Genomic DNA, 25,112 nt, shown 5'->3' on the forward strand with positions numbered 1-25,112 from the left:
TGGTGATAACATGGTGATAAAGCAGCGGACAATAGTGTGGTTTATCGCTGGGTTACTGGCATTTTTTTGTTTACCTGGGGGGGCTTTAGAAGTAACCCCCATGGTGCAGACGCTTAAGGCGGATAGAGATGCACGGGGAGGGCTTACCGTAGCCAATCCCACCAACCGTGAATTTGCTTTTGAAGTGGATGTTTGGGAATTGGCTTTTGATGAAACTGGAGTCAAGGCCAGCCCAAGCGAGGCTTTAAGCGTTTTTCCTCCTGCGCTCTTGCTTCAACCAGGACAGTCTCACAGTGTTCAGATAATTTATAAAAAGCAACCGCTTAGCAGTGATAAAAGCTTTTATGTCCGTCTGAACCAACAACCCGTAGCATCTGTAGATGCTGAGCCGGGTCATGTGCGTATGTTGCTTGATATCAATACCGTAGTGCATCTGAAACATAGCCAATTTAATGCAGATATTAGTGTAAACCAAAGTCACCTAAGGGATGACCAAGGCTATATTTATGTGCAAAACCGGGGGAATGGCCACGCCTATCTGAATAACTTGCGTTGGTACCTTGAAAATGAGCAAGGTCAGCGTGTGCGAATTCCGCCCCGTGTGCTATATCAAAGTGAAGTGGATGACTTTGTGGCGGCGAACAGCGCCAAGCATTTAGAGTTTTCTCCGGCATTGCGAGATGCCTTGATGCAACTAATAATAAAAGGCCAAGGACCATGGCATGTGCGTATCGAGCCTTAAAGGCGGCTGTCTGTTTATTGATATTGGCCGCCTCGGCGAGCAGTTTTGCTAAAGTGAACCCTACAGGACGGGATTTAGACCTTTCGGTGCAGTTATACATCAATCAAGTTCAGCGTGCGGTTGTAGATATAACCATTACCCCCGAAGATCACTTTGTGATCGATAAGTCTTTGTTGGACGAGTATCTTTACCCCAGGCTTAATAGCGATGCCCAGTCAGCCTATATTGATTGGGTAAACACACCAAAAATTGACTTGGCTGAGTTGCAGCCGCACGGCATAGCACATCGTTTTGATATGAGTGACTTTTCATTGCATCTGGTGCTCGAACCTAGGCTGGTAGGGCGCCAACGTGTGTCACTAGGAAACGAAAGGCGGGCGCTGCAAGCGCTTCCGGTGGCAAAAACCAGTGCTTATCTTAATCATTTTCTAAATGCGGTTAATCAAGATAATCCGTTTACCGACTCGGAGCAAACATACACCTGGCGCAGCGAAATGGTTGCCCGTAAATATGACTGGGTGTTTGAGTCCAATCAGCAATGGCAAAAAGACGAACGCGAGGAAAACTTTGAACGTATCGCAACGCGTTTAAGCTATGACTTTCCTGATCGCGATGCCCGCTTTACTGTGGGTGACCAATATGTACGTGGTGGGGACTTTCAAGGTGCATTAAACTCTTTAGGCCTAGGCTATGTAAAAGACAGCGGCGTTATTACCCGCAGGCGTCAAGCCGCCGGTGCCCAGTATAGTTTTACGCTCACACGCCCTTCCGAAGTTGAAATTTTTAGCGAGGGTCGCTTATTGCGGCGTGTACCTTTGCAGCCAGGGCTTTATAACCTTGCCGATATCCCGTTGCAAGAGGGAGCCAATGATATCGAGCTGCGCATTACAGATGATGCCGGCGAGGTTACAACCATTTCCTTAGGGGTTAATAGTGCACTTGACCTGCTGGCGCCTCAGGAGTTGAGATTATACAGTTATCTCGGGGTACCCAGTGATCGTGGTGACAACCAGCCAGATTACGCTTGGCAACAAAAATTCTTAAGCATGCATGCAGAATACGGCTTGAGCCTTGAAAGTACCTTAGCCGCTGGTGCTCAATTGAGTGAGCATTTAAAACAACTGAGTAGTCAATGGGCCTATGCCTCGGATTGGGGGTTATGGCAAGTAGGTGCCGCCGTTAGTGACGATGAAACATTTGGTCTTGGCTACTCGGGTGAGTTTATCTTTCAAAGTTATCGGCGTACAGTGGGTAGTGAGTTTGAGCTCAATTACCGCTGGAGTGATGAAGATTTTCGGGTATTGTATTTGCAGTCTTTGCAATTGCCCAGCTCCCCATTTTCACGTCACGCCTGGCGTGCCAATTACCGCTATGGCTTTGAATCAGGGGCGATCCTTGCAGTAAGTGGCGCTACGATAAAGCCCCATAATAACGAGCGTTGGTCAAACAGTGTACGGGTTAGTTTCAGCGATACGCTTGTAAGTTGGCCAATCAATTGGCGCGTGTTTGCACAGTGGCGCGAGGAAGAGGACAAGGAATATAATTTTGGCTTACAGCTTACATATCGCTTTGATAATGAACGGCGCCTAAGAGTGCTCACAGAGCGGCGCGACCACCACGACAATATTGAGTATTCGCAGCAGCGCAACAGTCAATTTATTGGGATGAATCAGCTCCGTGCCAGTTACGATAACACCGAAGACGAGCAAGCCGCGCTGGATTTATTTGCCAATTACAATGGCAACCGGTTTGAGGGCTCTATTACGCATGGCAGTAGTTATGAGACATTGGATGCACGAACTGCTCGTCACCGCACTCAGTTATCACTGCAGCAAAGTTGGGCTTATGCGGATAACCAGTGGGCGGTTGGTCGCCCCATTGATGATGCGTTTGCCATCGTCGTCCCGCATGCCTCGTTAAAAGACAAGCGGTTATTATCATCCAACCGTGATGGTGATGTTCGCGCGCGCAATTCATCCTGGTCTAAAGCCGTGGTTTTGTCTGATTTGAGCGCTTACACCAATAGCATCATCGATATCGAAGTCGAGGATTTACCCCTTGGCTATAACGTTAACGGCTCCTTGGTGTTTTCACCTCTGCATCGCAGTGGTCATAGTATTACTCTGGGATCAGCAGAGAATATTACCCTGATAGGCACCTTATATCAGGATAAGGATACACCGCTGGCCTTGACCTCGTTGGCAGCTAGATGTCCCGACAATGATAAAAGTTATCGTTTTTTCACCAACCGCAAAGGCCGCTTTGCGTTGACTAATATTGCCGCCTGTGTGTATCAGGTTTCTCTGGATGGTTCAGAGCAAGTTTTGCTCGAGCTGGTGGTAGAAGATGGTCAGCAATTACAGCGCCGAGGAGTGATCTATGTACAACCTTAAATGGGCGTTTTTTATTGTATTAAGCGCTTTTACCATGCCTTTATCTGCCAGTGAATGTGAGCAGGTAAGCATGCAGTTAAGTCATGAGTATAACACTTTTTCTCAGTACCGTTTCGAGCAAAGCCCGCTGGCGCGCTACCAGTTAAAAGTGCGTCTTGAAGCACCTGAGCAATGTGTTTATCGTTTACAAATTAGCTCTCAAAATCAGTACGTACTGCTGCACAGTGGCGCACAGTTGCGTTACCGCCTGTTAAATGAACAATTTAATGCCTGGCAACAAAGTAGCCCGCTTACAGGGGGGAAGGAGCTGACACTCATTGGCGAACTAGATGGCCACCAAATTGCTCGAGCAGGTATATATAGAGACTTATTAACCTTTGAATTAATGCTGGGTGATAGTCTGGTCAGCTCGCAAAGTTATGAATTGGAAGGCGAAATAGAGCAGCACTTACAGCTTGCCTGGTTAGGGGCGCAAGCCACGCATGCCTTTGTTGATTTGGGTGAGCTGAAAAGTGGTCAGTATTATGGCCATTTGCCGCAGTTGTTTATTCAAGCGAATGTCCCCGTGGCGCTGGAGATCTCGTCTTTAAATCAGGGCAAGCTAGTTCACCAAACCACAGAGAAATGGCGTGTTGGTTATATGATGGAGTTGCTAGGGCAGTGGGCCAATCTTGAAAGCCCTTGGCGCGGCAATACACCTTTGGTTCAAAACCAAACCCTGTTACCCCTTGCTATCGAGCTAGAGCAGTTTGATCAATTGGCAGCTGGGAACTACCAAGATACGGTTACGATTCGCTTGGTTCCACAGCAGTTTTAGTTAAGTTTTGTGTTGCCCAAAGAACAGCTTGCTGTTTGTTTTTAACGCCAATTTTTTGGTAGATTTTATGCAGATGAACGCGCACTGTGGCATCGCTGATAAACATTTTTTCGGCCATATGCGCCAAAGATATGCCCGCGCTTAAAAGCTTTAACACCTTTAATTCTTTATCTGTAAGTTGGGCAATTTGCGTGCTTTGATGTTGTTGCGTGTTAAGGTAATGGCGCATCCAGTGATCCGTTACCGCTCGGGGAAACCATGAGCGGCCTTCCTGTATGGCTTCTAGTCCTCGGGTAATGTGTTTGCATTCCGTAGGAGCGAGTAAAATACCACTTAAATTAGGCCATGATTTGAGCTCAGAAAAGTCAATATTGCCTGGAACATTCTTAATCAGCAAATGACTTAAGTCACATTCAAACATAAACTTGGTGAGAAAAGCAGGAGTGGTCAGGGATTCGAGTGCTTGATGATCTATAACTAGAGTACGCTCTTTAGTGAAGGCTTGCATCATTACACTGTGTTGTGGTGTGGGCTTTATTTGCGACATAATTTCATCCTGAAATAGCGAAGCGTCCCTGAAGTCTAACAGAGTTGGCCACAATTAAATGTGAAATGTGACTATTTTTTAGCTTAGTTTGTTATGAATAATCAGGTAATACTTAGCTTTGATTATGGTTGCCTTCAGTGCCTTTTTAAGTCTCACTCTGGTAAAGGATTTAAAGCAAAAAGTGATAGTTTAGTGTCCAGTCAAGTTAGCTATTGTAGTTGCGTACCTTTTTTAGGTCAAACTTTTACACGAGAAAAGCGATTTTTCTCGACCGATTGGTATCAGAAATAAAAACGCCCCCCGATATAAAAGGGAGGCGTAATAATATGGATGTGATTTGCCTTATTTATTTAACTTCTTTACCCGCCGCCTGTTGGTCGGCATGGTAGCTGGAGCGTACGAAAGGTCCGCAGGCAGCATGAGAAAAGCCAATTTCGTCGGCATATTCTTTCAGGGCATCGAATTCCTCGGGTGGCACATAACGCTTAACCGCAAGGTGGTGCTTCGAAGGTTGCAGATACTGACCTACGGTCAGCATATCAACATTGTGCTCACGTAAATCGCGTAACACTTCTTCGATTTCACTCATTTCTTCGCCCAAACCAACCATAAGGCCAGATTTAGTACGTACTTCTGGGTGCGCTTCTTTAAAGCGACGCAGCAGCTCTAGTGACCATTTATAATCAGCACCAGGACGTGCCAGTTTATACAGGCGTGGCGCGGTTTCCAGGTTGTGGTTGAATACATCAGGCGGAGTTTCACTGAGGATCTCAAGGGCACGCTCCATACGACCACGGAAGTCTGGAACCAAAATTTCTATGGTAATGCCCGGGTTGTGCTTGCGAATTTCACGAATACAATCGGCAAAGTGTTGTGCACCACCGTCACGCAAGTCATCGCGGTCCACCGAGGTGATCACCACATAGCTTAACTTCATGTCCTTGATGGTCAGTGCTAGTTTTTCCGGCTCTTCGGCATCCGGTTTAAGCGGACGGCCGTGTGCCACATCGCAAAACGGGCAGCGGCGAGTACAGATAGCACCTAAGATCATAAAGGTGGCCGTACCATGGTTAAAACATTCAGACAGGTTAGGGCAGCTGGCCTCTTCACATACTGAATGCAGGCCATGTTTACGCATGGCTTGTTTAATACCATCGATACGTTCGCTCGACTTAGGCAAGCGTATCTTCAGCCACTGTGGCTTGCGCAGCATTTCTTCTTTTTCTGTCGGCAAGACCTTGACCGGGATCAGTGCCATTTTTTGGGCGTCACGAAGTTTTACGCCCGGCTCCATACGTACAGATGATTTTGTCATTCTTTCACTAAACCTTCTTGGTACTCAACCTCTGCAGGATTGAGTCGTTTAATTAATTGCTGCACCAGTCCTTGTCCGGCGCTTTCAACGCTTTGTGGACCGCCTAAGTCTTTACATTGCACCATTTGCAGGCCGGCGTAACCACAAGGGTTAATGCGCAAAAATGGGCCTAAATCCATATCAACATTTAAGGCCAGCCCATGGAAGGAGCAACCACGGCGTACACGCAGGCCTAACGAGGCAACCTTGGCTTCATTCACGTAAACACCGGGAGCATCTTTTTTGGCATAGGCCACAACGCCATATTCTTTCAGACAATCGATAATGCTTTCTTCGAGCCAGGTGACCAGCTCGCGTACGCCGATTTTCAGGCGACGTAAGTTAAACAGTACATAGAGCATTTGCTGGCCCGGGCCGTGATAGGTTACCTGACCGCCGCGATCGACCTTAACCACAGGAATATCGCCTGGCATCAGCAGGTGTTCTTCTTTACCGGCCTGGCCCTGGGTAAATACGGGGTGGTGTTCAACCAGCCAGATTTCATCGGCGCTTTGCTCATCGCGCACATCGGTAAATTCTTGCATGGCATGCCAAATAGGCATGTATTCCTGGCGACCTAGCTGGCGAACAATTAGATTACTCACTGCGTGTCCTCTGTGGTGCTGTTAAAGCACGTAGCGGACATCATCAAGGTTGCCCAGCTCAGTGTAGATAATTTCGATATGCTCTTTTGACGTTACGGTGGCAATCAGGGTTACCGACTCGTAAGTGCCCTTGCTGCTGGGCTTGGTTCTTGGGGCGTAGTCGCCCGGAGCATGTTCTTGCATAACTGTAAGTACTTGCTCAGTTAATTCTACGTTAGCAAGGCCCATTACCTTAAAGGTAAACGGACAAGGAAACTCTAGATACTCATCAAACTTGGTGTCTTTAACCGGCTTGACCATAATGCTTGACCCTCATTTACAGCACAGGACGTAGACAAACTAATGGGTTCATTAGTTCACAATGGCGCATATTCTAGCATTTTTTAGCGCAAAAAAAACGCCCCTCAATAGGGGCGCTTATTCTGGATTTGGCCAGTTGTAAGTATATTTCTACTTACTCAATGATTTGCAAGCGTAAGTAGTCGTAGATCTTGCTGAAAAAACCACCTTCTTCAACGCTTTCCAGCGTAACCAAGGGGTAGTTAGCAATCTCTTCACCGGCTAGCTGCAGGTATAAGGTACCTACCTTAGTGCCCTTGGCCAGTGGCGCTTCCAAGGTAGTATCAAGCTCGAAGTTGGCTTCCAGGTTCTTTTGCTGGCCACGTGGAATAGTGATTGGGGTGCTCTCTAAAATACCTAGAGAAACGATTTCCTTATCGCCCATCCAAACACGTTGTTCGGCAAACTTGTCACCGGCTTGATACGGAGTAATGGTTTCAAAAAAGCGGAAGCCGTAGTTAAGCAGCTTTTTGCTTTCTACCTTACGAGCACGCTCAGAGCTAGCCCCCATAATCACAGCGATTAAGCGCATATCGCCCTTGGTCGCTGAAGAAACCAGACTATAGCCGGCATCATCGGTATGACCGGTTTTAATGCCGTCAACCTCAAGGCTCTGATCCCATAACAGGCTGTTACGGTTGAACTGCTTAATGCCGTTATAGGTAAAATCTTTTTCTTTATACAGGGCATACTCGTCCGGCACATCACGGATCAAGGCGGCACCTAGGGTCGCCATATCGCGTGGCGTGGTGTAATGCTCGTTGGTGTCCAGGCCGTGGCTGTTAATAAAGTGGCTGTTGCTCATGCCTAGTTTTTCCGCATGGGCATTCATTAAATCGGCAAAGGCCGATTCGCTGCCGGCAATGTGCTCGGCCATGGCCACACAGGCATCGTTGCCCGATTGAATTATGATACCGCGGTTAAGGTCTTCAACACTGACCTGTTTACCTACTTCGATAAACATTTTTGATGATTCAGGGAAGTTCTTCGCCCAGGCATTTTCGCTTACCGTCACCATATCGGTGGGCGCCAGGTTGCCAGCAGCGATTTCTGTACCAATCACATAACTGGTCATCATTTTCGTTAAACTGGCCGGAGCCAATTTGGTATCGGCTTCGCCTTCAGCGATTACTTTGCCTGTGGTGAAGTCAACCAGGAAATAACCCTTGGCATTAACCTCAGGAGCTGCGGGAATAATTTGGGCGTTAGCGGTAAAAACGGCGCTAGCACATAGCAGTCCACTTAAGCCTTTTAGAAGAGAATGTTTAATCGATTTCATTATGCTTGTTTAATCTGTTTTGGGTGAAAGTGCGGTTAGGGTGTTATCTTAAAGGGCTTGGTCGTCATAAAGCAAGAAAGCTTGGGCAAACCTAGTACTTTTTAATTGCTCTAATAACGTTTTAGCCTGTTGCTCATCGCTTATTGGACCTAAGCGAAGGCGAAAAATTCCATCTTGGTGCTGTTTTATATGGGTCGGGACGTGATAATCCTGCTCTAGCTGCAGTGCCAGCGCCTGAATATTCGCCAATTGTGACCCGGCAGCAACCTGTATGTATTTGGTGCGCGGCTTAGCGTCGGCAAGGGTAATGGCTTCGAGCTTAACCTTGGCTGTACCCTTTAAGTGATAACCCAGTTTATACGCCGCAGCGTAGGATAAATCGATAATACGGTCTTCATGGAAAGGGCCGCGGTCGTTAACTCGCACCACCACGCTCTGGCCATTGTCGATATTGGTGACGCGCACAAAGCTAGGCAGTGGCAAGGTTTTATGGGCCGCGGTCATGGCAAACATATCGTATACCTCGCCGTTGGAGGTGTGATAGCCGTGAAATTTGCGCCCGTACCAGGAAGCAATACCGCTTTGGGTGAAGCCGGTTTCATCAAACATAGGCACATAGTGCTTGCCCCTGACTTGATAGGGGCGATTCGCCGCGGCGCTTTTCGCCTCGTCTGTGACCACAGCGTCTTGCAGTTCTAAGTCCGAAGGGTGACGCAGCGGTGCGGCATCATGCTCCATTTGATAGCGGCCAGCCTGACCCTTGCTTGGGGCGCTGCCGGGTGAGCTACAGGCGGTGATAATGAAACTAAGTAAGACGATAAAAAGTGCGCGTAAGGCCATTATTTATTCAACATCCGTTTTTCCGTGGCGATACTCATTATGATGCCAAAGCCTGCTAGCAGTGTCACCATAGATGTGCCGCCGTAACTGATCAGTGGCAAGGGAACACCCACCACGGGTAATAAGCCCGACACCATGCCGATATTTACAAAGACATAGACAAAGAAGGTCAGGGTCAGCGCACCGGCCAATAACTTGCCGAAGGCTTCCTGAGCATTTACTGCGATATAGAGGCCGCGAGCGATAATAAAGAGGTAGACACCGAGCAGGAATAAGACACCGATAAGGCCAAACTCCTCGCTCAGTACCGAGAAGATAAAGTCGGTGTGGCGCTCGGGTAGAAACTCCAGCTGTGACTGAGTGCCTTGCAGCCAGCCCTTGCCTTCAATGCCACCTGAGCCTATGGCGATTTTCGACTGGATAATATGGTAACCCGAGCCTAAAGGATCACTTTCCGGATTGAGGAAGGTGAGTACCCGCTGCTTTTGATAGGCGTGCATGCCATAGTGCCAAAACAGCGGCGCACCAGCGCCGACTAAGACCGCTAAAGAGCCGATCAGGCGCCAACTGACGCCAGCCAAAAACAGCACAAAGATGCCTGAGCTGGCGATCAGAATCGAGGTCCCTAAATCAGGCTGCTCTTTAATGAGCAAGGTCGGCACCATAACTATTACCAAACCTACAAAAAGGTTAATTAATTTCGGTGGTAAATGGTTACGGCCAATATACCAGGCGACGCACATAGGCACCGCCAGTTTCATGATTTCCGAGGGTTGAAAGCGAATGCCTATATTTAGCCAGCGCTGCGCCCCTTTGGAGCTGACACCGACAAAAAGCACGGCGACCAACATTAAGGTGCCCACCAGGTACAGAGGGATCACCACGCGTTTCAGGGTGCTTGGCGAGATTTGTGCACAGATCATCATGGCAATAAAGGCGCCACCCATGCGGGTGCTGTGGCGCAACATCATGCCGGTATCTTGGCCACTGGCGCTATACACTATGGCTAAGCTGCCCGCCATCATTGCTAACAGAGCCAAAAACAGCGGCAGGTCGATATGTACACGCTGCCAAATAGAAACCTTATTGGTGACTGGCGTCATGACTGCGGCTCCTTCTGGCCTTGGCTAATGGGATTGGCGAGGAAATAATAATCCATTACCTGACGGGCAATAGGTGCCGCCACCGAAGCGCCGCCACCTGTGTTTTCGACAATTATGGTGACCACGATTTGCGGGTCGTTAAAAGGGGCAAAACCTACATAAATGGCGTTATCACGATGACGCTCTTTAAGCTTATCGGCTTGGTAACGCTCACCCTGGGCTATGCTGACTACCTGCGCCGTACCGGTTTTACCCGCAGGGTCGTAGGTCGCACCTTTAAAGGCCTTATGCGCCGTACCTGTGACCTTGGTCACTGTGTTATGCATGGCATCGAGAGCAATTTGCCAGTGTCTTGGGTTGTTCAAGACTATGGGTGGCTTTTCATCATTATTGATTAATTCTACTTGCTCATCGCGGCGCAGTGCTTGTGCCAAGTGCGGCGGATGGTGTCTGCCCTTATTCACCAGGATATTAATGGAGTTGGCGATTTGAATCGGCGTTGCCGTCCAGTAACCCTGACCTATGCCCACTGAGATGGTATCGCCGCGCCACCAGGGCTCGCGGAAACGTCCTTCTTTCCATTCTCTGGTAGGTAAAATGGCGGTGGTTTCTTCTTTGATATCTATGCCGGAGAGATCGCCAAAGCCAAATTGCGCCATAAAATCGCTGATCTTGGTGATCCCGGCGCGATAGGCGATATCGTAAAAATAGGTGTCGCACGACTCTTCGATGGCCTTGTACACATCAACATGACCATGACCCCAGCGGCGCCAGTCACGCCATTTATGCTCAACATTGGGAATTTGGAAAAACCCTGGGTCGAACATCTTGGTTTGCTCTGTTACCAACCCTTCTTCCATGCCGAAAATCGCCATATGCGGTTTGATGGTAGAAGCCGGAGCGTAGCGCCCCTGAGTGGCGCGGTTGATAAGGGGTCTGTCCGGATTTAACAGGGCCTTGTAGTCCGCCGAGCTAATGCCGTGAACAAAGAGGTTAGGGTCGTAGCTGGGGTTGGAATACAGGGCCAGGATACCACCGGTTTTCGCATCCAGGGCGATTATCGTACCGCGCTTATCTTCCATGCTCAATTGAGCGATTTGTTGCAGGCCAATGTCTAAGGTCAGTACCAGATCTTTACCCGGCACAGGCGCGGTTTCATCCAAACTGCGCAGCACCCGGCCGCGGTTATTGATCTCCACCGATTGCGAGCCCACTTCACCGTGCAATTCGGTTTCATAAAATTTCTCTAAACCTAATTTACCGAAGTCGCGGGTGGCGCGGTAGTTGGTGGCTAAATCTTCCGCCTCAAGCTGTGCCAGCTCCTTTTTATTGAGTTTGGCCACATAGCCCAAAGCATGGGTTAAGGTATCGCCGTAGGGGTAATGACGAGCCAGTCGGGCTTCAATGCTAAAGCCGGGAAACTTATGTTGATTGACCGAAAAAAGCGCTACCTCTTTTTCATCAAGTCGGCCTTTAAGCACCTGGCTTTTAAAGCGGCGGTTATGACGTATATCGTCTAAAAATTCATCTTTTTGTTGCTCACTAATGCTGATCAATTTGCCAATTTCATCAAGGGCGGCATCGAGATCATCCACCTCTTCTGGGATCACCTCGAGGTTATACACGGGCTTGTTTTCCGCCAGCAGATTGCCATTACGGTCATAAATAAGACCGCGGTTGGGCGCTATGGGGATCACATTAATGCGGTTATCGTTCGAGCGTGTTTGATAAGTTTGGTGCGCAACTATCTGTAAGTTATACAGGTTTGAAATAAGTATAGCGACCAGGATCAAGACAAAAACAAAGGCGGTAAAGGCCCGCCGCGCAAACAAATTGGCCTCGGCGGAATGGTCGCGGATCGGAGTGCGTTTGCGCAGCATGGGTTCTTATTATTCTCGGTGATAAGGATGGTTGTTGTTTAAGCTCCAGCCCCGATACAGGCTTTCGGCTACAATAATGCGAACCAGGGGATGTGGCAAGGTCAAATTCGATAGTGACCATTTTTGTTCCGAGCGGGCGATACACTCGGGTGCCAGGCCTTCAGGGCCGCCGATCAATAAGCTGACATCCCGGCCATCGAGCTGCCATTTTTCCATGGCTTTGGCCAATTGATGGGTGTCCATGGCCTTGCCCGTCACCTCCAGAGTGACGATGCGATTGCCCTTAGGGATGGCGGCCAGGGTACGCTCACCTTCTTGCTGCAAGATGCGTTTAATATCGGCGTTCTTACCGCGTTTACCGGCGGGGATCTCGACCAGCTCTAAGGCCATATCTTTAGGAAAACGGCGCTGATATTCGCTAAAGCCCGCTTCAACCCAAGCGGGCATCTTGGTGCCCACGGCGACCAATTGGATCTTCACCGCTTAGCCCCAGAGTTTTTCTAGCTGGTAGAAGTCGCGGGTTTCATCTTGCATAACATGGACGATAACTTCGCCAAGGTCGACCAATACCCATTCACCCACGTCCTGACCTTCTTGGCCGATCACGTCGAGGTTATGTTCTTTAGCTTCTTTGGCAAGATGGCGAGCAATAGATTGTACCTGGCGTTTGGAGTTACCAGAGCACACCACCATGTAGTCGGTAATGTCTGAGCTTTCGCGTACGTCTAAGGTGATCACGTCGCGGGCTTTCATGTCATCAATTTTGTCTAATGCAAAGTCAAGGAGTTCGTTGGTTTGCAAAATACACTCTCTGTTTAATCAAATTTATTTAAGCGGGTGATGTTATCACTTTTAACTGGCCATATACAGGCGCTTATCGCGTATATATTGGCTCACCGCTGCGGGTATTAAATCTTCACAGAGCTCTCCACGTTGCAAGCGCTCGCGCACCAAGGTAGAGGAGACCGCTCGTTGTGGTCCGGCTAAAAAGTACACCAGTCCTGCTTGTTTAGACTCCAGCGCCGAACCTTGGTTGCATTGGTGCTGGTTTAAATAGGCCTGCAACTGAGGCGAGGGGGACAGATGCTCGTCCGGGCGCTGATACACCACCAGATGACATAACTCGAGAATGTCGCGCCACTGGTACCAGGAATCAAAGCTGTTAAAGGAGTCCATACCCAACAAAAACAAAATGGGTTCCTGCGCCTGACCACTGGCATTGAGTTCGCTGCGCAATTCTTGCAGGCTCAATAAGGAATAAGAGGGGCCGCTGCGGTGTAATTCGCGCTCGTCTATGGCAAAGCGGGGCTCGGCAGCAATGGCGAGTTTCAGCATTGCCAACTTATCGGCATTGTCGATACCGCTTGCTTGTTTATGTGCGGGAACCCGATTGGGCATAAAAAACAGGGTTTTGCCGCCAAAATGCTCAAGGCACTGTTCGGCCATATTCAGATGGGCAAAATGCACCGGATCAAAGGTGCCGCCAAATAACAACATGCTTACTCCACAAAGCTAGGTGCGGCAAAAGGCAGTGCCCGGCAAAAGCTGACGCTGATATGGGCCAACATGGGGTAAGGAGAGCCCAGTTTGCCACTTTTGTAGGCGCTATCGAAATCTGCCAGCAGGTCGAGCAACGCACTTAGGTGTTCGCTACGCAGGCGCTGCAAGGCCTGGCTGTACATGCCTTGTTGGTTTTTCCAAATGGCCAGCTGTTTGCAGGCGCTGTTAAAGTCTTGCCCATTTTGTTGCAAGCTCAGCAGCTTTTGTAATTGCTGCGCTTCCTTGGTCAGAGCCCAGGCGATGGCGGTGGGCTCGGTATTATCGTTTTGCAACCGGGTTAATACCTGGATGGCTTTAGTGCTGTCGCCGAGCAAGATGGCATTGGCCAAATCGAAAATATCGAACTTGTTTTGATTCAATAAGGTGCCGAGCAGGGTGTGGCCATTAATGGCGCGCTGCCCATAGAGCAAGGAAAGCTTTTCCAGCTCCTGATAGCAGGCCAGCAGGTTGCCTTCTGTGGTGTCGAGCAACACTTGTTTAGCATCGCCTTCGAGGTTTAACTGCAGGCGACGGCAATGGCCGTCAAGCCAGCGGCGTAAATGGTTGCCGCTTAAGGGGTAGCAGGGGATAAAGAGGCCTTGCTGATCTAAGGCCTTAAACCAGGCGCTGCGCTGGATCTCTTGTGATGCCTTCATGCCGTGCAAAACGATAACACAATCCGGGTTAGGGGACTGCACATAGCCTTTTAGGTGTTCGGCTCCGGTTTTGCCCGGCTTTTGTCCCGCCATATCCACTTCAATCAGGGTGCGGGCACTAAAGAGCGACATACTTTGATAATGGGCGTCCAGCTCTAGCCAATCGAATTGCGCCCCGGCGCTCAGCTTAATGACTTCATCGAAGCCCTGTTGCTTGGCGCTGTGGCGAATTTGCTGCACGCATTCACTGACTTGAAAGGGCTCCTCGCCAAAGACCATGTAAAATGGCGCTAACCCTTTTTGTAGTTGTTGCATCAGTTGATTGGCGTAGACGCGCATTAGAGCTGGGCCAACTCACGAACGATGCGACGACTGGCCTGTTTGCGCAGTTCGTCGAGCAAGATGGTCATTTCATTGGCTTTTGCCAGAGCATTATCAGGGTCGTCCTGATAATTGCGATAGAGCTCAAAGTGTTGCTCAATCGGCTTATCATTGACACGCTCAAGGCGATAAGAAACCGAGTAAATCAGTTCATATTCCGCCACCTGACCGTTTTTAAACAGCGACAGTACGCGTCTGTCGAGGCTGTCGGCTTTTAGGGTGAGGGTCGGAGAATTCGCTCTAAGATTTTGGTTTACTTGCACATTGCTGTGCTCAAGTTCCTGTAATACCTCGGCGAAAAGGGCCGAGTTAGGATCCTGCGCCGTAACTTCTAAGGTCATTAGATCTTCAGGCAGGTCGGAAGCTCGTTTAAGGTGAAAGCCGCAGCCACTTAGCATAAGCGCTAAGCAGCCGAGGATCATAAGCTTGAGCAAACGCGATGGGGCGAACATCTTAGTTCGCCACCACGTTAAGTACTTTGCCTTTAATATAAATCACTTTACGCACAGTCAGGCCTTCGGTGAATTTCTGTACATTGGCATCGGCAAAAGCAGCTTGCTCTACCGCTTCTTGGCTGGCATCCGCCGCAAGCGTCAGTTTCGCACGTACCTTACCATTGATCTGGACCACGACCAGCTTTTCACTTTCAACCATAGCCGATTCATCGGCAACCGGCCAAGTCGCGTCAAGCACATCGCCTTCTTTGCCCAGATCTTGCCATAGTTGATGCGACAAGTGCGGAGTGATAGGCGCAAGCATGATCAACATGGTTTCTAGCGCTTCGTTGGCAACCGCTTTGTCGCCTGCATCTGCTAATGGTGCCTTGATCAGCTTGTTAGACAGCTCCATTACGGCGGCAATGGCGGTGTTAAAGGTTTGACGGCGCTCTAAGTCGTCGGTGATCTTGGCTATGGCTTTATGCAGCTCGCGACGCAGCTCTTTTTGCTCTTTCGAAAGCGAAGCTACATCTAATGCCACAAAGCCGGCATTTTTCACATCAAGTGCGTATTTGTAAACACGCTTAATAAAGCGATGCGCACCTTCTACGCCCGAGTCTGACCATTCCAGGGTTTGCTCTGGTGGCGCGGTGAACATCATAAACAAACGCACCGTATCAGCACCGTATTGGTCGATAACATGCTGCGGGTCGATACCGTTATTTTTCGACTTTGACATCTTGCTCATACCGGCGCTTTCTACCGGCTGGCCGTCGTCTTTGTGCCAGGCCTTGATGATGCGGCCCTTGTCGTCTTTCTCGGTTTCAACATCGGTGGGTGAAATCCAGATATCGCCGCCTTTTTCATCCTTACGGAAGTAGGTTTCTGCAAGCACCATGCCTTGGCAAAGCAAGCGCTCGAACGGTTCATCAGAATTAACCAGACCGAAGTCACGCAACAGCTTGTGGAAGAAGCGCGCATACAAAAGGTGCAAAATTGCGTGCTCGATACCACCTATATACTGGTTTACCGGTAGCCAGTAGTTGGCAGCTCCCGGCTCTAGCATGCCTTCATCGTAGCGCGGGCTACAGTAACGGGCATAGTACCAAGACGACTCCATAAAGGTGTCGAAGGTATCAGTTTCGTGGAATACGGTTTCGCCGTTAATGGTAGCCTTGGCCCACTGGGGGTCTGATTTGATCGGTGAAGTTACACCGTCCATGACCACGTCTTCTGGCAGACGTACCGGCAGCATGTCTTCAGGTGCGGCCAGTTCAGAGCCATCTTCTTTGTTCAGCATAGGGATAGGAGAACCCCAGTAACGCTGACGGCTTACACCCCAGTCACGTAGGCGGAAGTTTACCTTGCGCTCACCCATGCCAAGCGCGCTTAGCTTATCGGCGATGGCATTGAAGGCGCCATCAAAATCTAAACCGTCAAACTCACCAGAATTAACCAGCGTGCCTTTTTCCGTGTAGGCGGCTTTTGAAAGGTCGCACTCATCGCCTTCGTTTGCTGCGATAACCTGTTTGATCTCAAGACCATAAGAGGTAGCGAATTCAAAGTCGCGCTGATCGTGTGCCGGTACGGCCATAACCGCGCCTGAACCGTAATCCATCAATACGAAGTTGGCGATCCAGATTGGCACTTCCTGACCCGTTAATGGGTGGATGGCGTATAGACCTGTGGCAATACCCTTTTTCTCCATGGTGGCCACATCGGCTTCGGCCACCTTGGTGTTTTTACATTCTTCAATGAAGGCGGCTACCTCGGCATTGCTTGCCGCCGCTTCTTGGGCAATCGGGTGCGCTGCAGCCACGGCCACATAGCTGACGCCCATAAAGGTATCCGGACGGGTAGTGTAGACACTGAATTCACCTTGGCCATCGGCACGTTTAAAGGTGATATCTACGCCTTCTGAGCGGCCAATCCAGTTACGCTGCATGGTGCGTACCTGCTCAGGCCAGTGCTCTAGCTTGTCTAAGTCATCCAGCAACTCTTGTGCATAGTCGGTGATCTTAATAAACCACTGCGGAATTTCTTTTTGCTCAACCACAGCGCCTGAACGCCAACCTTTACCGTCGATAACCTGCTCGTTGGCAAGTACGGTTTGGTCTACCGGATCCCAGTTAACCGTTGACATCTTCTTGTAAACCAAGCCTTTTTCGTAAAGCTTAGTGAAGAACCACTGTTCCCACTTATAGTAGCCAGGGTGACAAGTGGCGATTTCACGATCCCAGTCATAACCAAAACCAAGTAGTTTTAGCTGGCTGCGCATGTAATCGATGTTTTCATAAGTCCAGTTAGCCGGCGCCGTGTTGTTTTTAATGGCGGCGTTTTCAGCAGGCAGACCAAAAGCATCCCAGCCCATAGGCTGCATGACGTTTTTACCTTGCAGGCGCTGGAAGCGAGAAACTACATCACCTATGGTGTAGTTGCGCACGTGACCCATGTGCAGTCGACCACTGGGGTAGGGGAACATGGAGAGACAGTAAAACTTCTCTTTCGAGTCGTCTTCTGTTGCTTTAAAGACCTTGTTTTCTTCCCAGTATGACTGGGCATTCGCTTCAATTTCCTGCGGGTTATATTGCTCTTGCATCTACTCTTCCAGACTTCTTGCAAAATGATGACAAACTTGCCTGATAGCATACCCCAAATCTATGGCTAATCACAGCAAGGTACAGGCTTTTTTGTCGCCATTATTGAATTGTGGGCAGGCAGGCTATAGTTAACTAGTAGGGGTAAAAATTATGCAAGGAGTCAGTATGGCAGATTATCGACAATGGTTATCCGAATTTAGCGATTGGCTAAAGGATGTAAATGACCATGAAGTCAAAGATATGGTGGCCTCCTTTTTGGAGTCTAAGCAGGCGATAAAGGATTTAAGCAAGGATAAGTACGGAGAATATAAGCGTTATTTGGCGCGGGATATAGACCACTTTATCGAGCACGAGAGCTATTACAACTCATTGGCCTGGCAGGAGCTTAAGGAGAGCCTCTGGTATGAGTTATCCCATATCGAAGACAAGTCCCAGTTGGAGTGGCAGGCGTTGAGCCAAGACTTTAAACATAAAGGGGTTTATCATAGCGGAGAATGGATAGCCATGGGCACCTTAGTGTGCCAAAATTGTCATTCTAAGGTAGATGTGTACCACCCCAGTGAAATTCTGCCCTGCACCGAGTGCGGCGGCATTCACTTTAATCGTCAGGCGCTGCAGCCATAGCCAATTTTAGCGGCGTTAAAAATAACAAGGGCCCGGCTATGGGCCCAGTAAAAGACGTGTTGTATGAAACATAAAACATCAGGTGTGGTCAGCACCTTAAGTGCTTGCGCTCTTGCGCCGCAAATTTCCGAAAATCATATTCGTACTTGCCTCACTCATCCTTACCCTGAAGAGCTACCTTTTATCGGTCAAAAGCGTGCCGACAGTGCCCTTGATTTCGCCTTGGGTATGTACTTGCCTGGCTATAACGCCTATGTGATGGGCGAGCCGGCACTGGGTCGTTACACCCTAGTGCAACACAAGCTGCAACAGTATGCCAAGGACAGGGAAACTCCCAGAGAATGGTTGTATGTAAACAACTATCATGATCACCGTGAGCCTATTGCTATCTTGATGAACCCGGGTGAAGGGCAGGTCTTGGTGGACGATATTGATGCTGTGCTTGAGGAAATTCTCGATACCTTTCCTGCTGCCTTTGATAACCCTGGCTATCAGCGCAAGAAAAAGTCCATCGACCGCGAATTTGAAGACAAATACGAAGATGCCCTGGCTCATGTCGAAGAGCTGGCCAATGAGCACAGCGTGGAGCTGATTGAAGATCAAAACAACGTTGGCTTTGTGCCCATAGTGAACAATCAACGTTTAAGTGATGAGCAATTCAGCGCCTTGGACGAGCAGACCCAGGAGCGCTTTATCAACGCCATTACTGAGCTCGAAGATGCCTTAATTGATGCCCTCATTGAGCTGCCGAAATGGAAGCGTGAGTCGAGCGAAGCGCTGCGTAAGCTGAAAAAGGCCACCGCTGAGGCGGCTATTAAGCCGTTACTACGTGAATTGGAGCACAAATACGCCACCCATATTGGCGTATTACGCTATTTAAAAGACCTGCGCTCCGAGCTGGTTGATACGGTACTGGAATGGCTGGACGAAGAGCAGAGCAATGACAAGAGCGAGGAAGAGTATGACCGCAAGGAAATGCTTACCGAATTCTTTGCCCCAAACCTTTTGGTGCCCTACAAGGAGCACGATGCCGCACCGGTCATTTACGAGCCCAATCCAACCTTTGGTAATCTCTTTGGTAAGATTGAATACTCTACCTCGCAAGGCTCTTTGGTGACCAGTTACCGCAGTATTCAGCCCGGCGCCTTACACCGTGCCAACGGCGGCTATCTGATTATGGATGCCGAGAAGGTGATGGCCAATGCCCAGGTGTGGGATGGCTTAAAGCTGAGTTTAAAAACTCACCAGATAAAAAATGATTTGCCCTATCAGGACAGCTCAGTGGGCAGCAGCTTTACCCTGCGCCCCCAGCTTATTCCCTTGGATGTAAAAGTGCTTTTGTTGGGCTCTCGCGAACTCTACTACGCACTTAACGAATATGATGAAGAGTTTGCCGAGCACTTTAGGGTGCTGGCGGACTTTGATTTCTACCTGCCGGGCACGGACAAATACCAGTATCAGTTTATTACCAAGGTGCAGGAATATTGCCGCGAGACCTTAAAAACCGAGGTCAACTGCGATGCCATGTCACTTTTGCTGCGTTTTAGCCATCGTCAGGCCGAGCATCAGCAAAAGCTCTCGGCGCGTTTTGCCGATGTGATGGAATTGGTGGCAGAGGCCAGCTATTACGCCCGTCAGGATCGCAGCGAGCAGATCCACGCCACTCATGTAAATGAAGCCTTGGCCGGCAAGGAGTATCGCACCGGACAAATGAGCGAACACATGCTCAGCGATATCCGCGAAGGTCATATTTTGATTGCCACCGAGGGTAAGGCGGTGGGCATGGTCAATGGTCTTACCGTATTGCATGTGGGCGATACCTCCTTTGGTACCCCGGCGCGCATCAGTGCCTCTGTTTATGCCGGTAGCGATGGTGTTATCGATATCGAACGTGAAGCCGAGCTGGGCAAGGCGATTCACTCCAAAGGGGTGATGCTGCTTACCGGTTATCTGGGCAGCAAGTATGCCCAGGATTTCAGCCTGACCCTGAGCGCTAATATTGCCATCGAGCAAAGCTACGGCTATATCGATGGTGACAGCGCGTCTTTGGCGGAATTGTGCGCCTTGGTATCAAGTATTACCCGAGTGCCTATCGACCAAGGTATCGCTATGACAGGCTCGATTAACCAACGCGGTGAGGTGCAGGCCATAGGCGGTGTGAATGAGAAAATTGAAGGCTTCTTTAAACTCTGTCAGATGCGTGGCTTAAGTGGTGAGCAGGGGGTAATTATTCCTAAATCGAACTGCTTAAATCTGGTATTAAATCAGGACGTGATCGATGCGGTGGAGCAGGGGCGTTTTCATATTTACCCGGTCGCCAATGTCGATGAAGCGCTAAGCTTACTTACAGGCATGGAGTGCGGCGAGCTAAAAGATGGCGCCTATACCAAGGGCAGCATTCACGACCTAGCCATGACTCGACTGCGCGAAATTGCCGCCATAGTCGGTGGGGAGGATGAAGACGATGCTTAATCTTATTCTTTCGGCCATTATCCTTGTCTTACTGGTCTTGACCATACGTGGGCACCTGCGCAACCGCAAGGTCGCAGAGATTAACAAGCAAAAGGCTGCGGACTTCTTTGCCAAAAACAAAGAGCAGGAAGGGCTGGAAGAGCTGCCAAGCGGGGTGCAAATCCTGTGGCATACCCGCAGCGATGAGGGGCAACAGCCAGAGCCAACATCCAAGGTTTGTGTGCACTATCGTGGCACTCTCTTAGATGGTCGTGAGTTTGACAGCTCCTATAAGCGCGACAAGCCCTTAGATTTTAAATTGAATCAGGTGATCAAGGGCTGGCAGCTAGGGCTGCAACAAATGCGTGTGGGTGATAAGGCAACCTTGTATATCCCCGCCCACCTCGCCTATGGCGACCGCCGTGTGGGAATTATTGAGCCCGCCAGCCCGTTGATTTTTGAGGTTGAGCTACTGCGCCTCGGCTGATTAGTTACTTAGATAAGTGATACTGCATAAGAAAGTAAAAAGGCGCGATTAAGCGCCTTTTTTACGTCGGTAAGTAATGCCCATACTAAGGAGGGCAAAGGCAATCAACAGCAGCCACACCGGCCATGTACCTTGGCGGGCGTAGAAGCTGTCGCCGGCGATAAGCTGTATATCGGTAAGTAATACATCATCAACAAACTGAGGCAGGCTCTGTTGCTTTTGTGACAGCGGATCATAGACCCCAGTGACCCCTGTGTTGGTAACGCGAACCAAAGGACGCATTAGCTCCAATGCGCGCATACGTGATATTTGCATATGCTGATGGGGGCCGTGAGAGTCGCCAAACCAGGCGTCGTTGCTGACGGTAAAGAGAATATCCGAGTCACTGCGATAGTTGGCGCGCACTAAATCGGGAAAGACGATTTCATAGCAGATTGCCGGTAAAATATGATAGCCGTTGGCAAGCAGATTATTCTGCACTCGCTCGCCGCGGCTAAAGCTCGACATGGGCAAGTCGAACAGCGGCGCTATGGGGCGCAATAAATCCTCAAAAGGCACAAACTCACCTATGGGCAAAAGCTGGTGCTTGCGATAGCGATTTCTATGCAGGTAAGTATAGTGACCTTCACTGCTGTCGGCCTCTTGTTTACCCACCACCACAAGCGTGTTGTAGGCCTTGCGGGTGTCATACTGGTAGTCCACTATGCCGGTGATAAGCGCACTGTCGTTAAAGACTGCGGCTTTATCCAAAGAGCGCAGGAAGTCGCCGGCCAGGGACTCCAGCTCGGGCACGGCCGCCTCGGGCCAGACCACCAGATCCGCCTGCCAGTGAGTGCGGGTCATATCCTGGTATTTGAGCATGGTTGGCCAGAAGTTTTCCGGCTCCCAGCGCATGCTTTGTTTAATATTACCCTGCACCAGAGCCACGGAAATATGCTTGTTGGCATACTGATTAGCCGGGGCAAAGTATGCACTCAGCGCTATCACAGCCACTAGGGCACAAGTGCCAACTAGGGGTTGCCAGGCACGGTTCAGGACTAAGCGGAACAGGCCATAACCCAGTGCCAATACGACACAGGCGAGCCCAAATTCGCCCACCAGGGGCGCAAGAATATTAAGCGGTGAGTCGGTCTGCGTATAACCCAGGGAGAGCCAGGGAAAACCGGTTAACAGGGTGCCACGTAGCCACTCAGCGAACGTAAAACTAAGAATGAGAGGTGCAAACCAGCTGCCGCTGCGACGGTAACACCAGCCGGTTATCGCCAGCGCTAGCGCCGGAAACAGGGCCAGATAGCATACCAATAACGCCATAACCGCCAAGGAGGCGATAATGGGTAAGCCGCCGAACTCGGCAATGGAAACATGAACCCAGCTAACTCCGGCTCCAAACCAGCCAAGGCCAAAGGCAAAACCATACCAGGCTGCTTTTTTGGGAGTTTGTTGATAGCTGCACCAGCTCAGCACTGCGATGCTGACAAAGGCGATGGGCCAAAGTGAAAATGGGGCATAGGCCAGGGTTAAAACAAGGCCGGCCACTAAGGCCAGCCAGGTTTTACTATCCCTTAGTGCGCCCTTAAGCCACGTCAGAGTCTTCGCCATCATTCGATTTTGGCAAAGTGACCTGCAGCTGCAAAATTCGACGATTGTCGGAGCTTGTTACCTTAAACTGCAAGGGAGGGATATCAATGATTTCACCGCGCCCAGGCATATGGCCAAAGGCATGAAGAACAATACCACCTATGGTATCGGCTTCGTTGGTATTGAAATCGGTGTTGAATTTATCGTTAAATTCATCGATAGGTGTGAGCGCTTGCACTGAAAACACATGCTTGGAAATCTGCTTAATTTGCAGATTTTCTTCCTCATCATCGTGCTCATCTTCGATTTCGCCGACGATAATTTCCAAAATGTCTTCAATGGTTACCAGACCGGATACACCACCATATTCATCAATGACTATGGCCATATGGTAGCGTTGCTGACGGAACTCGTTAAGCAGGGTGTCAACACGCTTGCTTTCGGGAACAATCACAATCGGGCGTAATAATTCGCGTAGGGAAGGAAGATCGGCTTCCTTATCCATCAATAGAGGAAGTAAATCCTTCGCCAGCAAGATCCCTTCAATATGATCTTTGTCCTCACAGACCACAGGAAAACGCGAGTGCGCCGACTCGATCATCTGCGGTAATTGGTCGAACAGGGGTTTATCGACATCCAGGGTGATCATTTGCGAGCGAGGGATCATGATATCTCGTACTTTGAGTTCAGAGACACCCAAAACACCTTCAATCATTTCCTTGGTTTCAGGATCGATCAGATCACGCTCTTGGGCGTCTGAGATCACTTCTGCCAGCTGTTCCTTATTTTGGGGCTCTCCTTGAAACATCTGGCTGATACGATCTAACCAGGATTTTCCAGAAGAACCCTCTCTACTATGCGAGTTTTCGTCGCTCATTAGCTTTATGCGCTCCAAGTTGAATTAATTCCGATAATGAGACCTAGCTCACTATTGGGATTAACACTCATCATCCCTGTATGGGTCGCTAATATTGATGCTGGCCAGCAAACGTTTTTCCAACGCTTCCATAATCTCGGCATCGGCCTCATTTATATGGTCATAGCCAAGTAAATGCAAGCACCCGTGTACCACCATGTGGGCAAAGTGGTCATGAAATGCCTTGTGTTGTTCTAAGGCTTCACCATATACCACTTGCGGGCAAATAATCAAATCACCCACCAAGGGTAATTCGATTCCGGCCGGGGCGTCAAATTCAAAGGATAAGACATTGGTCGGCTTGTCTTTGCCGCGGTAGCTGTGATTCAGACTTTGGCTTTCCTGCTCATCGGCAATGCGAATAGTGACCTCTGAGTCCGGCTTGAGCTCATCAAGCACTAGTGCCGCCCAGCGCTGAAACTGGGCCTCGCTCGGTAAGTTATCAAACTCACAGGCTATTTGCAGATCGACAGTGGTGCTCATTGATCAGACTCTTTTTTGGCTTGTTCTTTTTGCTGGCGCTTAACACGCTCTGTTTCTTCGTGATGCTCATAGGCTTCAACGATGCGCGCTACCACTGGGTGGCGAACAACATCATGAGATTGGAAGAAGTTCATGCTTATTTCATCAACCTCACCTAGCACTTCAATGGCATGGCGCAGGCCGGAGCGGGCACCACGAGGTAGGTCGACCTGAGTGATATCACCTGTGATCACCGCCTTGGAATTAAAGCCGATACGGGTTAGGAACATCTTCATTTGTTCCACCGTGGTGTTCTGGCTTTCATCGAGAATAATAAAGGCGTCGTTCAAGGTACGGCCACGCATATAAGCCAGTGGAGCAACCTCAATAACGTTTTTCTCAATTAAGCGCTCAACCTTTTCAAAGCCCAGCATCTCAAACAAGGCATCGTAAAGGGGACGTAGATAAGGGTCGATTTTCTGGGTTAAATCACCCGGTAAGAAACCCAGTTTTTCACCGGCTTCTACCGCAGGGCGGGTAAGCAAAATACGGCGAATTTCTTGGCGCTCCAAGGCATCTACGGCGGCGGCAACGGCAAGATAGGTTTTACCCGTACCGGCAGGACCAATACCAAAACAAATGTCATGGTTGAGAATGTTGGCTACATACTGGCTTTGATTTGGGTTACGAGGCTTTATTACGCCGCGGCGGGTTTTAATAAAGACTTCTTTACCCCAGACGCTGGGAGCTTCTTGCTCCAGCACATCGGCTTCTATGATGGCCAGATGCACATGCTCGGGCTCAATTTCTTTTTGCTTGCCTTTGACCGGCGCAGTTTCAAGGTACAAGCTTTTGATGATCTCGCTTGCAGCTTTTGCTGTATGCGGTTTGCCGGTTATTTTAAAGAGGTTTTCGCGGTGCGCAATTTCAACTCCCAGGCGACGCTCGATGTGTTTTATGTTCTCGTCAAAAGGGCCGCATAAAGAAGAAAGACGGGCATTGTCGGACGGTTCTAAATAAATATCGATGTTCTTCAGCTGGTTATTCAAAGTTGCTTCCTGTTGATTGGCGCCGTAGCCTTG

Annotated in this window: 24 protein-coding genes; 6 read left to right on the top strand and 18 right to left on the bottom strand. The window is 49.5% G+C overall.

The window, feature by feature from the left end; genetic code table 11:
* Positions 1-10: 10 nt before the first annotated feature.
* Genes WCN91_RS08135 through WCN91_RS08145 form a run of 3 tightly spaced genes read left to right on the top strand, consistent with a single transcriptional unit; the run spans position 11 to position 3,952 of the window.
* Entirely contained in the window at positions 11-742 is a 732-nt protein-coding gene (locus tag WCN91_RS08135) for a fimbria/pilus periplasmic chaperone (RefSeq protein WP_342678003.1), read from the top strand.
* Between the two features lie 53 nt (positions 743-795).
* Positions 796-3,135: a fimbria/pilus outer membrane usher protein gene (locus WCN91_RS08140; RefSeq protein ID WP_342678005.1), complete on the top strand. Its 2,340-nt coding sequence runs from the start codon at positions 796-798 to the stop codon at positions 3,133-3,135.
* Positions 3,122-3,952: a hypothetical protein gene (locus WCN91_RS08145; protein ID WP_342678006.1), complete on the top strand. Its 831-nt coding sequence runs from the start codon at positions 3,122-3,124 to the stop codon at positions 3,950-3,952. Before WCN91_RS08140 ends, WCN91_RS08145 begins: the two co-directional genes overlap by 14 nt.
* On the opposite strand, the gene WCN91_RS08150 is transcribed toward WCN91_RS08145, so the two are convergent.
* The 14 genes from WCN91_RS08150 to leuS all read right to left on the bottom strand — a co-directional run bounded on the left by WCN91_RS08150 (position 3,921) and on the right by leuS (position 17,511).
* Positions 3,921-4,499: a LuxR C-terminal-related transcriptional regulator gene (locus tag WCN91_RS08150; protein WP_342678008.1), complete on the bottom strand. Its 579-nt coding sequence runs from the start codon at positions 4,497-4,499 to the stop codon at positions 3,921-3,923. The two genes, WCN91_RS08145 and WCN91_RS08150, sit on opposite strands and share 32 nt — an antisense overlap.
* 346 nt (positions 4,500-4,845) lie before the next feature.
* Positions 4,846-5,814 (bottom strand): lipoyl synthase, encoded by a 969-nt coding sequence (gene lipA / locus WCN91_RS08155; RefSeq protein ID WP_105200677.1) that lies wholly within the window; start codon positions 5,812-5,814, stop codon positions 4,846-4,848.
* Positions 5,811-6,416, bottom strand: coding sequence for a lipoyl(octanoyl) transferase LipB (gene lipB / locus WCN91_RS08160; protein ID WP_425416026.1), 606 nt, complete (start codon positions 6,414-6,416; stop codon positions 5,811-5,813). The genes lipA and lipB overlap by 4 nt, the downstream gene beginning before the upstream one ends.
* A 63-nt stretch (positions 6,417-6,479) precedes the next feature.
* Positions 6,480-6,758, bottom strand: coding sequence for a DUF493 family protein YbeD (gene ybeD, locus WCN91_RS08165; RefSeq protein ID WP_342678011.1), 279 nt, complete (start codon positions 6,756-6,758; stop codon positions 6,480-6,482).
* A 154-nt stretch (positions 6,759-6,912) separates the two neighbouring features.
* Positions 6,913-8,076 (bottom strand): serine hydrolase, encoded by a 1,164-nt coding sequence (locus WCN91_RS08170; RefSeq protein WP_342678013.1) that lies wholly within the window; start codon positions 8,074-8,076, stop codon positions 6,913-6,915.
* A gap of 48 nt (positions 8,077-8,124) precedes the next feature.
* Positions 8,125-8,916, bottom strand: coding sequence for a septal ring lytic transglycosylase RlpA family protein (locus WCN91_RS08175; protein ID WP_342678015.1), 792 nt, complete (start codon positions 8,914-8,916; stop codon positions 8,125-8,127).
* Positions 8,916-10,019, bottom strand: a complete 1,104-nt coding sequence (gene rodA, locus WCN91_RS08180) for a rod shape-determining protein RodA (RefSeq protein ID WP_342678017.1) — start codon at positions 10,017-10,019, stop codon at positions 8,916-8,918. The genes WCN91_RS08175 and rodA overlap by 1 nt, the downstream gene beginning before the upstream one ends.
* Entirely contained in the window at positions 10,016-11,899 is a 1,884-nt protein-coding gene (gene mrdA, locus WCN91_RS08185; RefSeq protein WP_342678019.1) for a penicillin-binding protein 2, read from the bottom strand. The genes rodA and mrdA overlap by 4 nt, the downstream gene beginning before the upstream one ends.
* A 9-nt stretch (positions 11,900-11,908) precedes the next feature.
* Complete coding sequence (gene rlmH, locus WCN91_RS08190; RefSeq protein ID WP_105200671.1) at positions 11,909-12,379, bottom strand: 23S rRNA (pseudouridine(1915)-N(3))-methyltransferase RlmH; 471 nt, start codon at positions 12,377-12,379, stop codon at positions 11,909-11,911.
* 3 nt (positions 12,380-12,382) lie between these two features.
* A complete protein-coding gene (gene rsfS / locus WCN91_RS08195) occupies positions 12,383-12,700 on the bottom strand; it encodes a ribosome silencing factor (RefSeq protein WP_342678022.1) in 318 nt (105 codons plus the stop codon).
* A 51-nt stretch (positions 12,701-12,751) separates the two neighbouring features.
* Entirely contained in the window at positions 12,752-13,396 is a 645-nt protein-coding gene (nadD, locus tag WCN91_RS08200; RefSeq protein WP_342678024.1) for a nicotinate-nucleotide adenylyltransferase, read from the bottom strand.
* Between the two features lie 2 nt (positions 13,397-13,398).
* Positions 13,399-14,433 (bottom strand): DNA polymerase III subunit delta, encoded by a 1,035-nt coding sequence (holA, locus tag WCN91_RS08205; protein ID WP_342678026.1) that lies wholly within the window; start codon positions 14,431-14,433, stop codon positions 13,399-13,401.
* Entirely contained in the window at positions 14,433-14,927 is a 495-nt protein-coding gene (locus tag WCN91_RS08210) for an LPS-assembly lipoprotein LptE (protein WP_342678028.1), read from the bottom strand. Before WCN91_RS08210 ends, holA begins: the two co-directional genes overlap by 1 nt.
* 1 nt (position 14,928) lies before the next feature.
* Positions 14,929-17,511 carry a leucine--tRNA ligase gene (gene leuS, locus WCN91_RS08215; RefSeq protein WP_342678030.1) on the bottom strand — a complete coding sequence of 861 codons (2,583 nt, stop codon included), beginning with the start codon at positions 17,509-17,511 and terminating at the stop codon, positions 14,929-14,931.
* Between the two features lie 166 nt (positions 17,512-17,677).
* Here leuS and WCN91_RS08220 point away from each other — a divergent pair, with 166 nt between their 5' ends.
* The 3 genes from WCN91_RS08220 (at position 17,678) to bamJ (ending at position 21,074) form a co-directional block, all read left to right on the top strand.
* A complete protein-coding gene (locus WCN91_RS08220; RefSeq protein WP_342678031.1) occupies positions 17,678-18,136 on the top strand; it encodes a zinc ribbon-containing protein in 459 nt (152 codons plus the stop codon).
* 63 nt (positions 18,137-18,199) lie between these two features.
* On the top strand, positions 18,200-20,608 hold the full coding sequence (locus WCN91_RS08225; RefSeq protein WP_342678033.1) for a Lon protease family protein: 2,409 nt from the start codon (positions 18,200-18,202) through the stop codon (positions 20,606-20,608).
* A complete protein-coding gene (gene bamJ / locus WCN91_RS08230) occupies positions 20,601-21,074 on the top strand; it encodes a BamJ family beta-barrel-assembly machinery protein (RefSeq protein ID WP_342678035.1) in 474 nt (157 codons plus the stop codon). The genes WCN91_RS08225 and bamJ overlap by 8 nt, the downstream gene beginning before the upstream one ends.
* 48 nt (positions 21,075-21,122) lie before the next feature.
* Here the strand turns inward: bamJ and lnt are convergent, their stop codons facing one another.
* From lnt to WCN91_RS08250, 4 genes are read right to left on the bottom strand one after another with little or no spacing between them, the layout of a single operon-like run.
* The gene (gene lnt / locus WCN91_RS08235; RefSeq protein WP_342678127.1) at positions 21,123-22,673 is read right to left on the bottom strand and encodes an apolipoprotein N-acyltransferase; all 1,551 of its coding nucleotides are present in this window, start codon (positions 22,671-22,673) and stop codon (positions 21,123-21,125) included.
* Positions 22,648-23,529 (bottom strand): CNNM family magnesium/cobalt transport protein CorC, encoded by an 882-nt coding sequence (gene corC, locus WCN91_RS08240; protein WP_342678037.1) that lies wholly within the window; start codon positions 23,527-23,529, stop codon positions 22,648-22,650. The genes lnt and corC overlap by 26 nt, the downstream gene beginning before the upstream one ends.
* Before the next feature lie 60 nt (positions 23,530-23,589).
* Complete coding sequence (gene ybeY, locus WCN91_RS08245) at positions 23,590-24,051, bottom strand: rRNA maturation RNase YbeY (RefSeq protein ID WP_105213646.1); 462 nt, start codon at positions 24,049-24,051, stop codon at positions 23,590-23,592.
* Positions 24,048-25,079 (bottom strand): PhoH family protein, encoded by a 1,032-nt coding sequence (locus WCN91_RS08250; RefSeq protein WP_342678129.1) that lies wholly within the window; start codon positions 25,077-25,079, stop codon positions 24,048-24,050. The genes ybeY and WCN91_RS08250 overlap by 4 nt, the downstream gene beginning before the upstream one ends.
* Positions 25,080-25,112 lie beyond the last annotated feature (33 nt).

Origin of the sequence: Pseudoalteromonas qingdaonensis (assembly GCF_038739665.1) — a bacterium.
GTDB classification, from domain to species: Bacteria; Pseudomonadota; Gammaproteobacteria; order Enterobacterales; family Alteromonadaceae; genus Pseudoalteromonas; species Pseudoalteromonas qingdaonensis.

Bases quoted from the DNA above. Each gene is read 5' to 3' on its own strand.
- WCN91_RS08170 (WP_342678013.1), bottom strand. From the start codon at position 8,076: ATGAAATCGATTAAACATTCTCTTCTAAAAGGCTTAAGTGGACTGCTA.
- leuS (WP_342678030.1), bottom strand. From the start codon at position 17,511: ATGCAAGAGCAATATAACCCGCAGGAAATTGAAGCGAATGCCCAGTCA.
- ybeY (WP_105213646.1), bottom strand. From the start codon at position 24,051: ATGAGCACCACTGTCGATCTGCAAATAGCCTGTGAGTTTGATAACTTA.
- lnt (WP_342678127.1), bottom strand. From the start codon at position 22,673: ATGGCGAAGACTCTGACGTGGCTTAAGGGCGCACTAAGGGATAGTAAA.
- WCN91_RS08225 (WP_342678033.1), top strand. From the start codon at position 18,200: ATGAAACATAAAACATCAGGTGTGGTCAGCACCTTAAGTGCTTGCGCT.
- WCN91_RS08220 (WP_342678031.1), top strand. From the start codon at position 17,678: ATGGCAGATTATCGACAATGGTTATCCGAATTTAGCGATTGGCTAAAG.
- WCN91_RS08210 (WP_342678028.1), bottom strand. From the start codon at position 14,927: ATGTTCGCCCCATCGCGTTTGCTCAAGCTTATGATCCTCGGCTGCTTA.
- WCN91_RS08150 (WP_342678008.1), bottom strand. From the start codon at position 4,499: ATGTCGCAAATAAAGCCCACACCACAACACAGTGTAATGATGCAAGCC.
- WCN91_RS08145 (WP_342678006.1), top strand. From the start codon at position 3,122: ATGTACAACCTTAAATGGGCGTTTTTTATTGTATTAAGCGCTTTTACC.
- corC (WP_342678037.1), bottom strand. From the start codon at position 23,529: ATGAGCGACGAAAACTCGCATAGTAGAGAGGGTTCTTCTGGAAAATCC.
- lipA (WP_105200677.1), bottom strand. From the start codon at position 5,814: ATGACAAAATCATCTGTACGTATGGAGCCGGGCGTAAAACTTCGTGAC.
- mrdA (WP_342678019.1), bottom strand. From the start codon at position 11,899: ATGCTGCGCAAACGCACTCCGATCCGCGACCATTCCGCCGAGGCCAAT.
- WCN91_RS08135 (WP_342678003.1), top strand. From the start codon at position 11: ATGGTGATAAAGCAGCGGACAATAGTGTGGTTTATCGCTGGGTTACTG.
- ybeD (WP_342678011.1), bottom strand. From the start codon at position 6,758: ATGGTCAAGCCGGTTAAAGACACCAAGTTTGATGAGTATCTAGAGTTT.
- WCN91_RS08175 (WP_342678015.1), bottom strand. From the start codon at position 8,916: ATGGCCTTACGCGCACTTTTTATCGTCTTACTTAGTTTCATTATCACC.
- nadD (WP_342678024.1), bottom strand. From the start codon at position 13,396: ATGTTGTTATTTGGCGGCACCTTTGATCCGGTGCATTTTGCCCATCTG.
- bamJ (WP_342678035.1), top strand. From the start codon at position 20,601: ATGCTTAATCTTATTCTTTCGGCCATTATCCTTGTCTTACTGGTCTTG.
- lipB (WP_425416026.1), bottom strand. From the start codon at position 6,416: ATGCCTATTTGGCATGCCATGCAAGAATTTACCGATGTGCGCGATGAG.
- holA (WP_342678026.1), bottom strand. From the start codon at position 14,433: ATGCGCGTCTACGCCAATCAACTGATGCAACAACTACAAAAAGGGTTA.
- rodA (WP_342678017.1), bottom strand. From the start codon at position 10,019: ATGACGCCAGTCACCAATAAGGTTTCTATTTGGCAGCGTGTACATATC.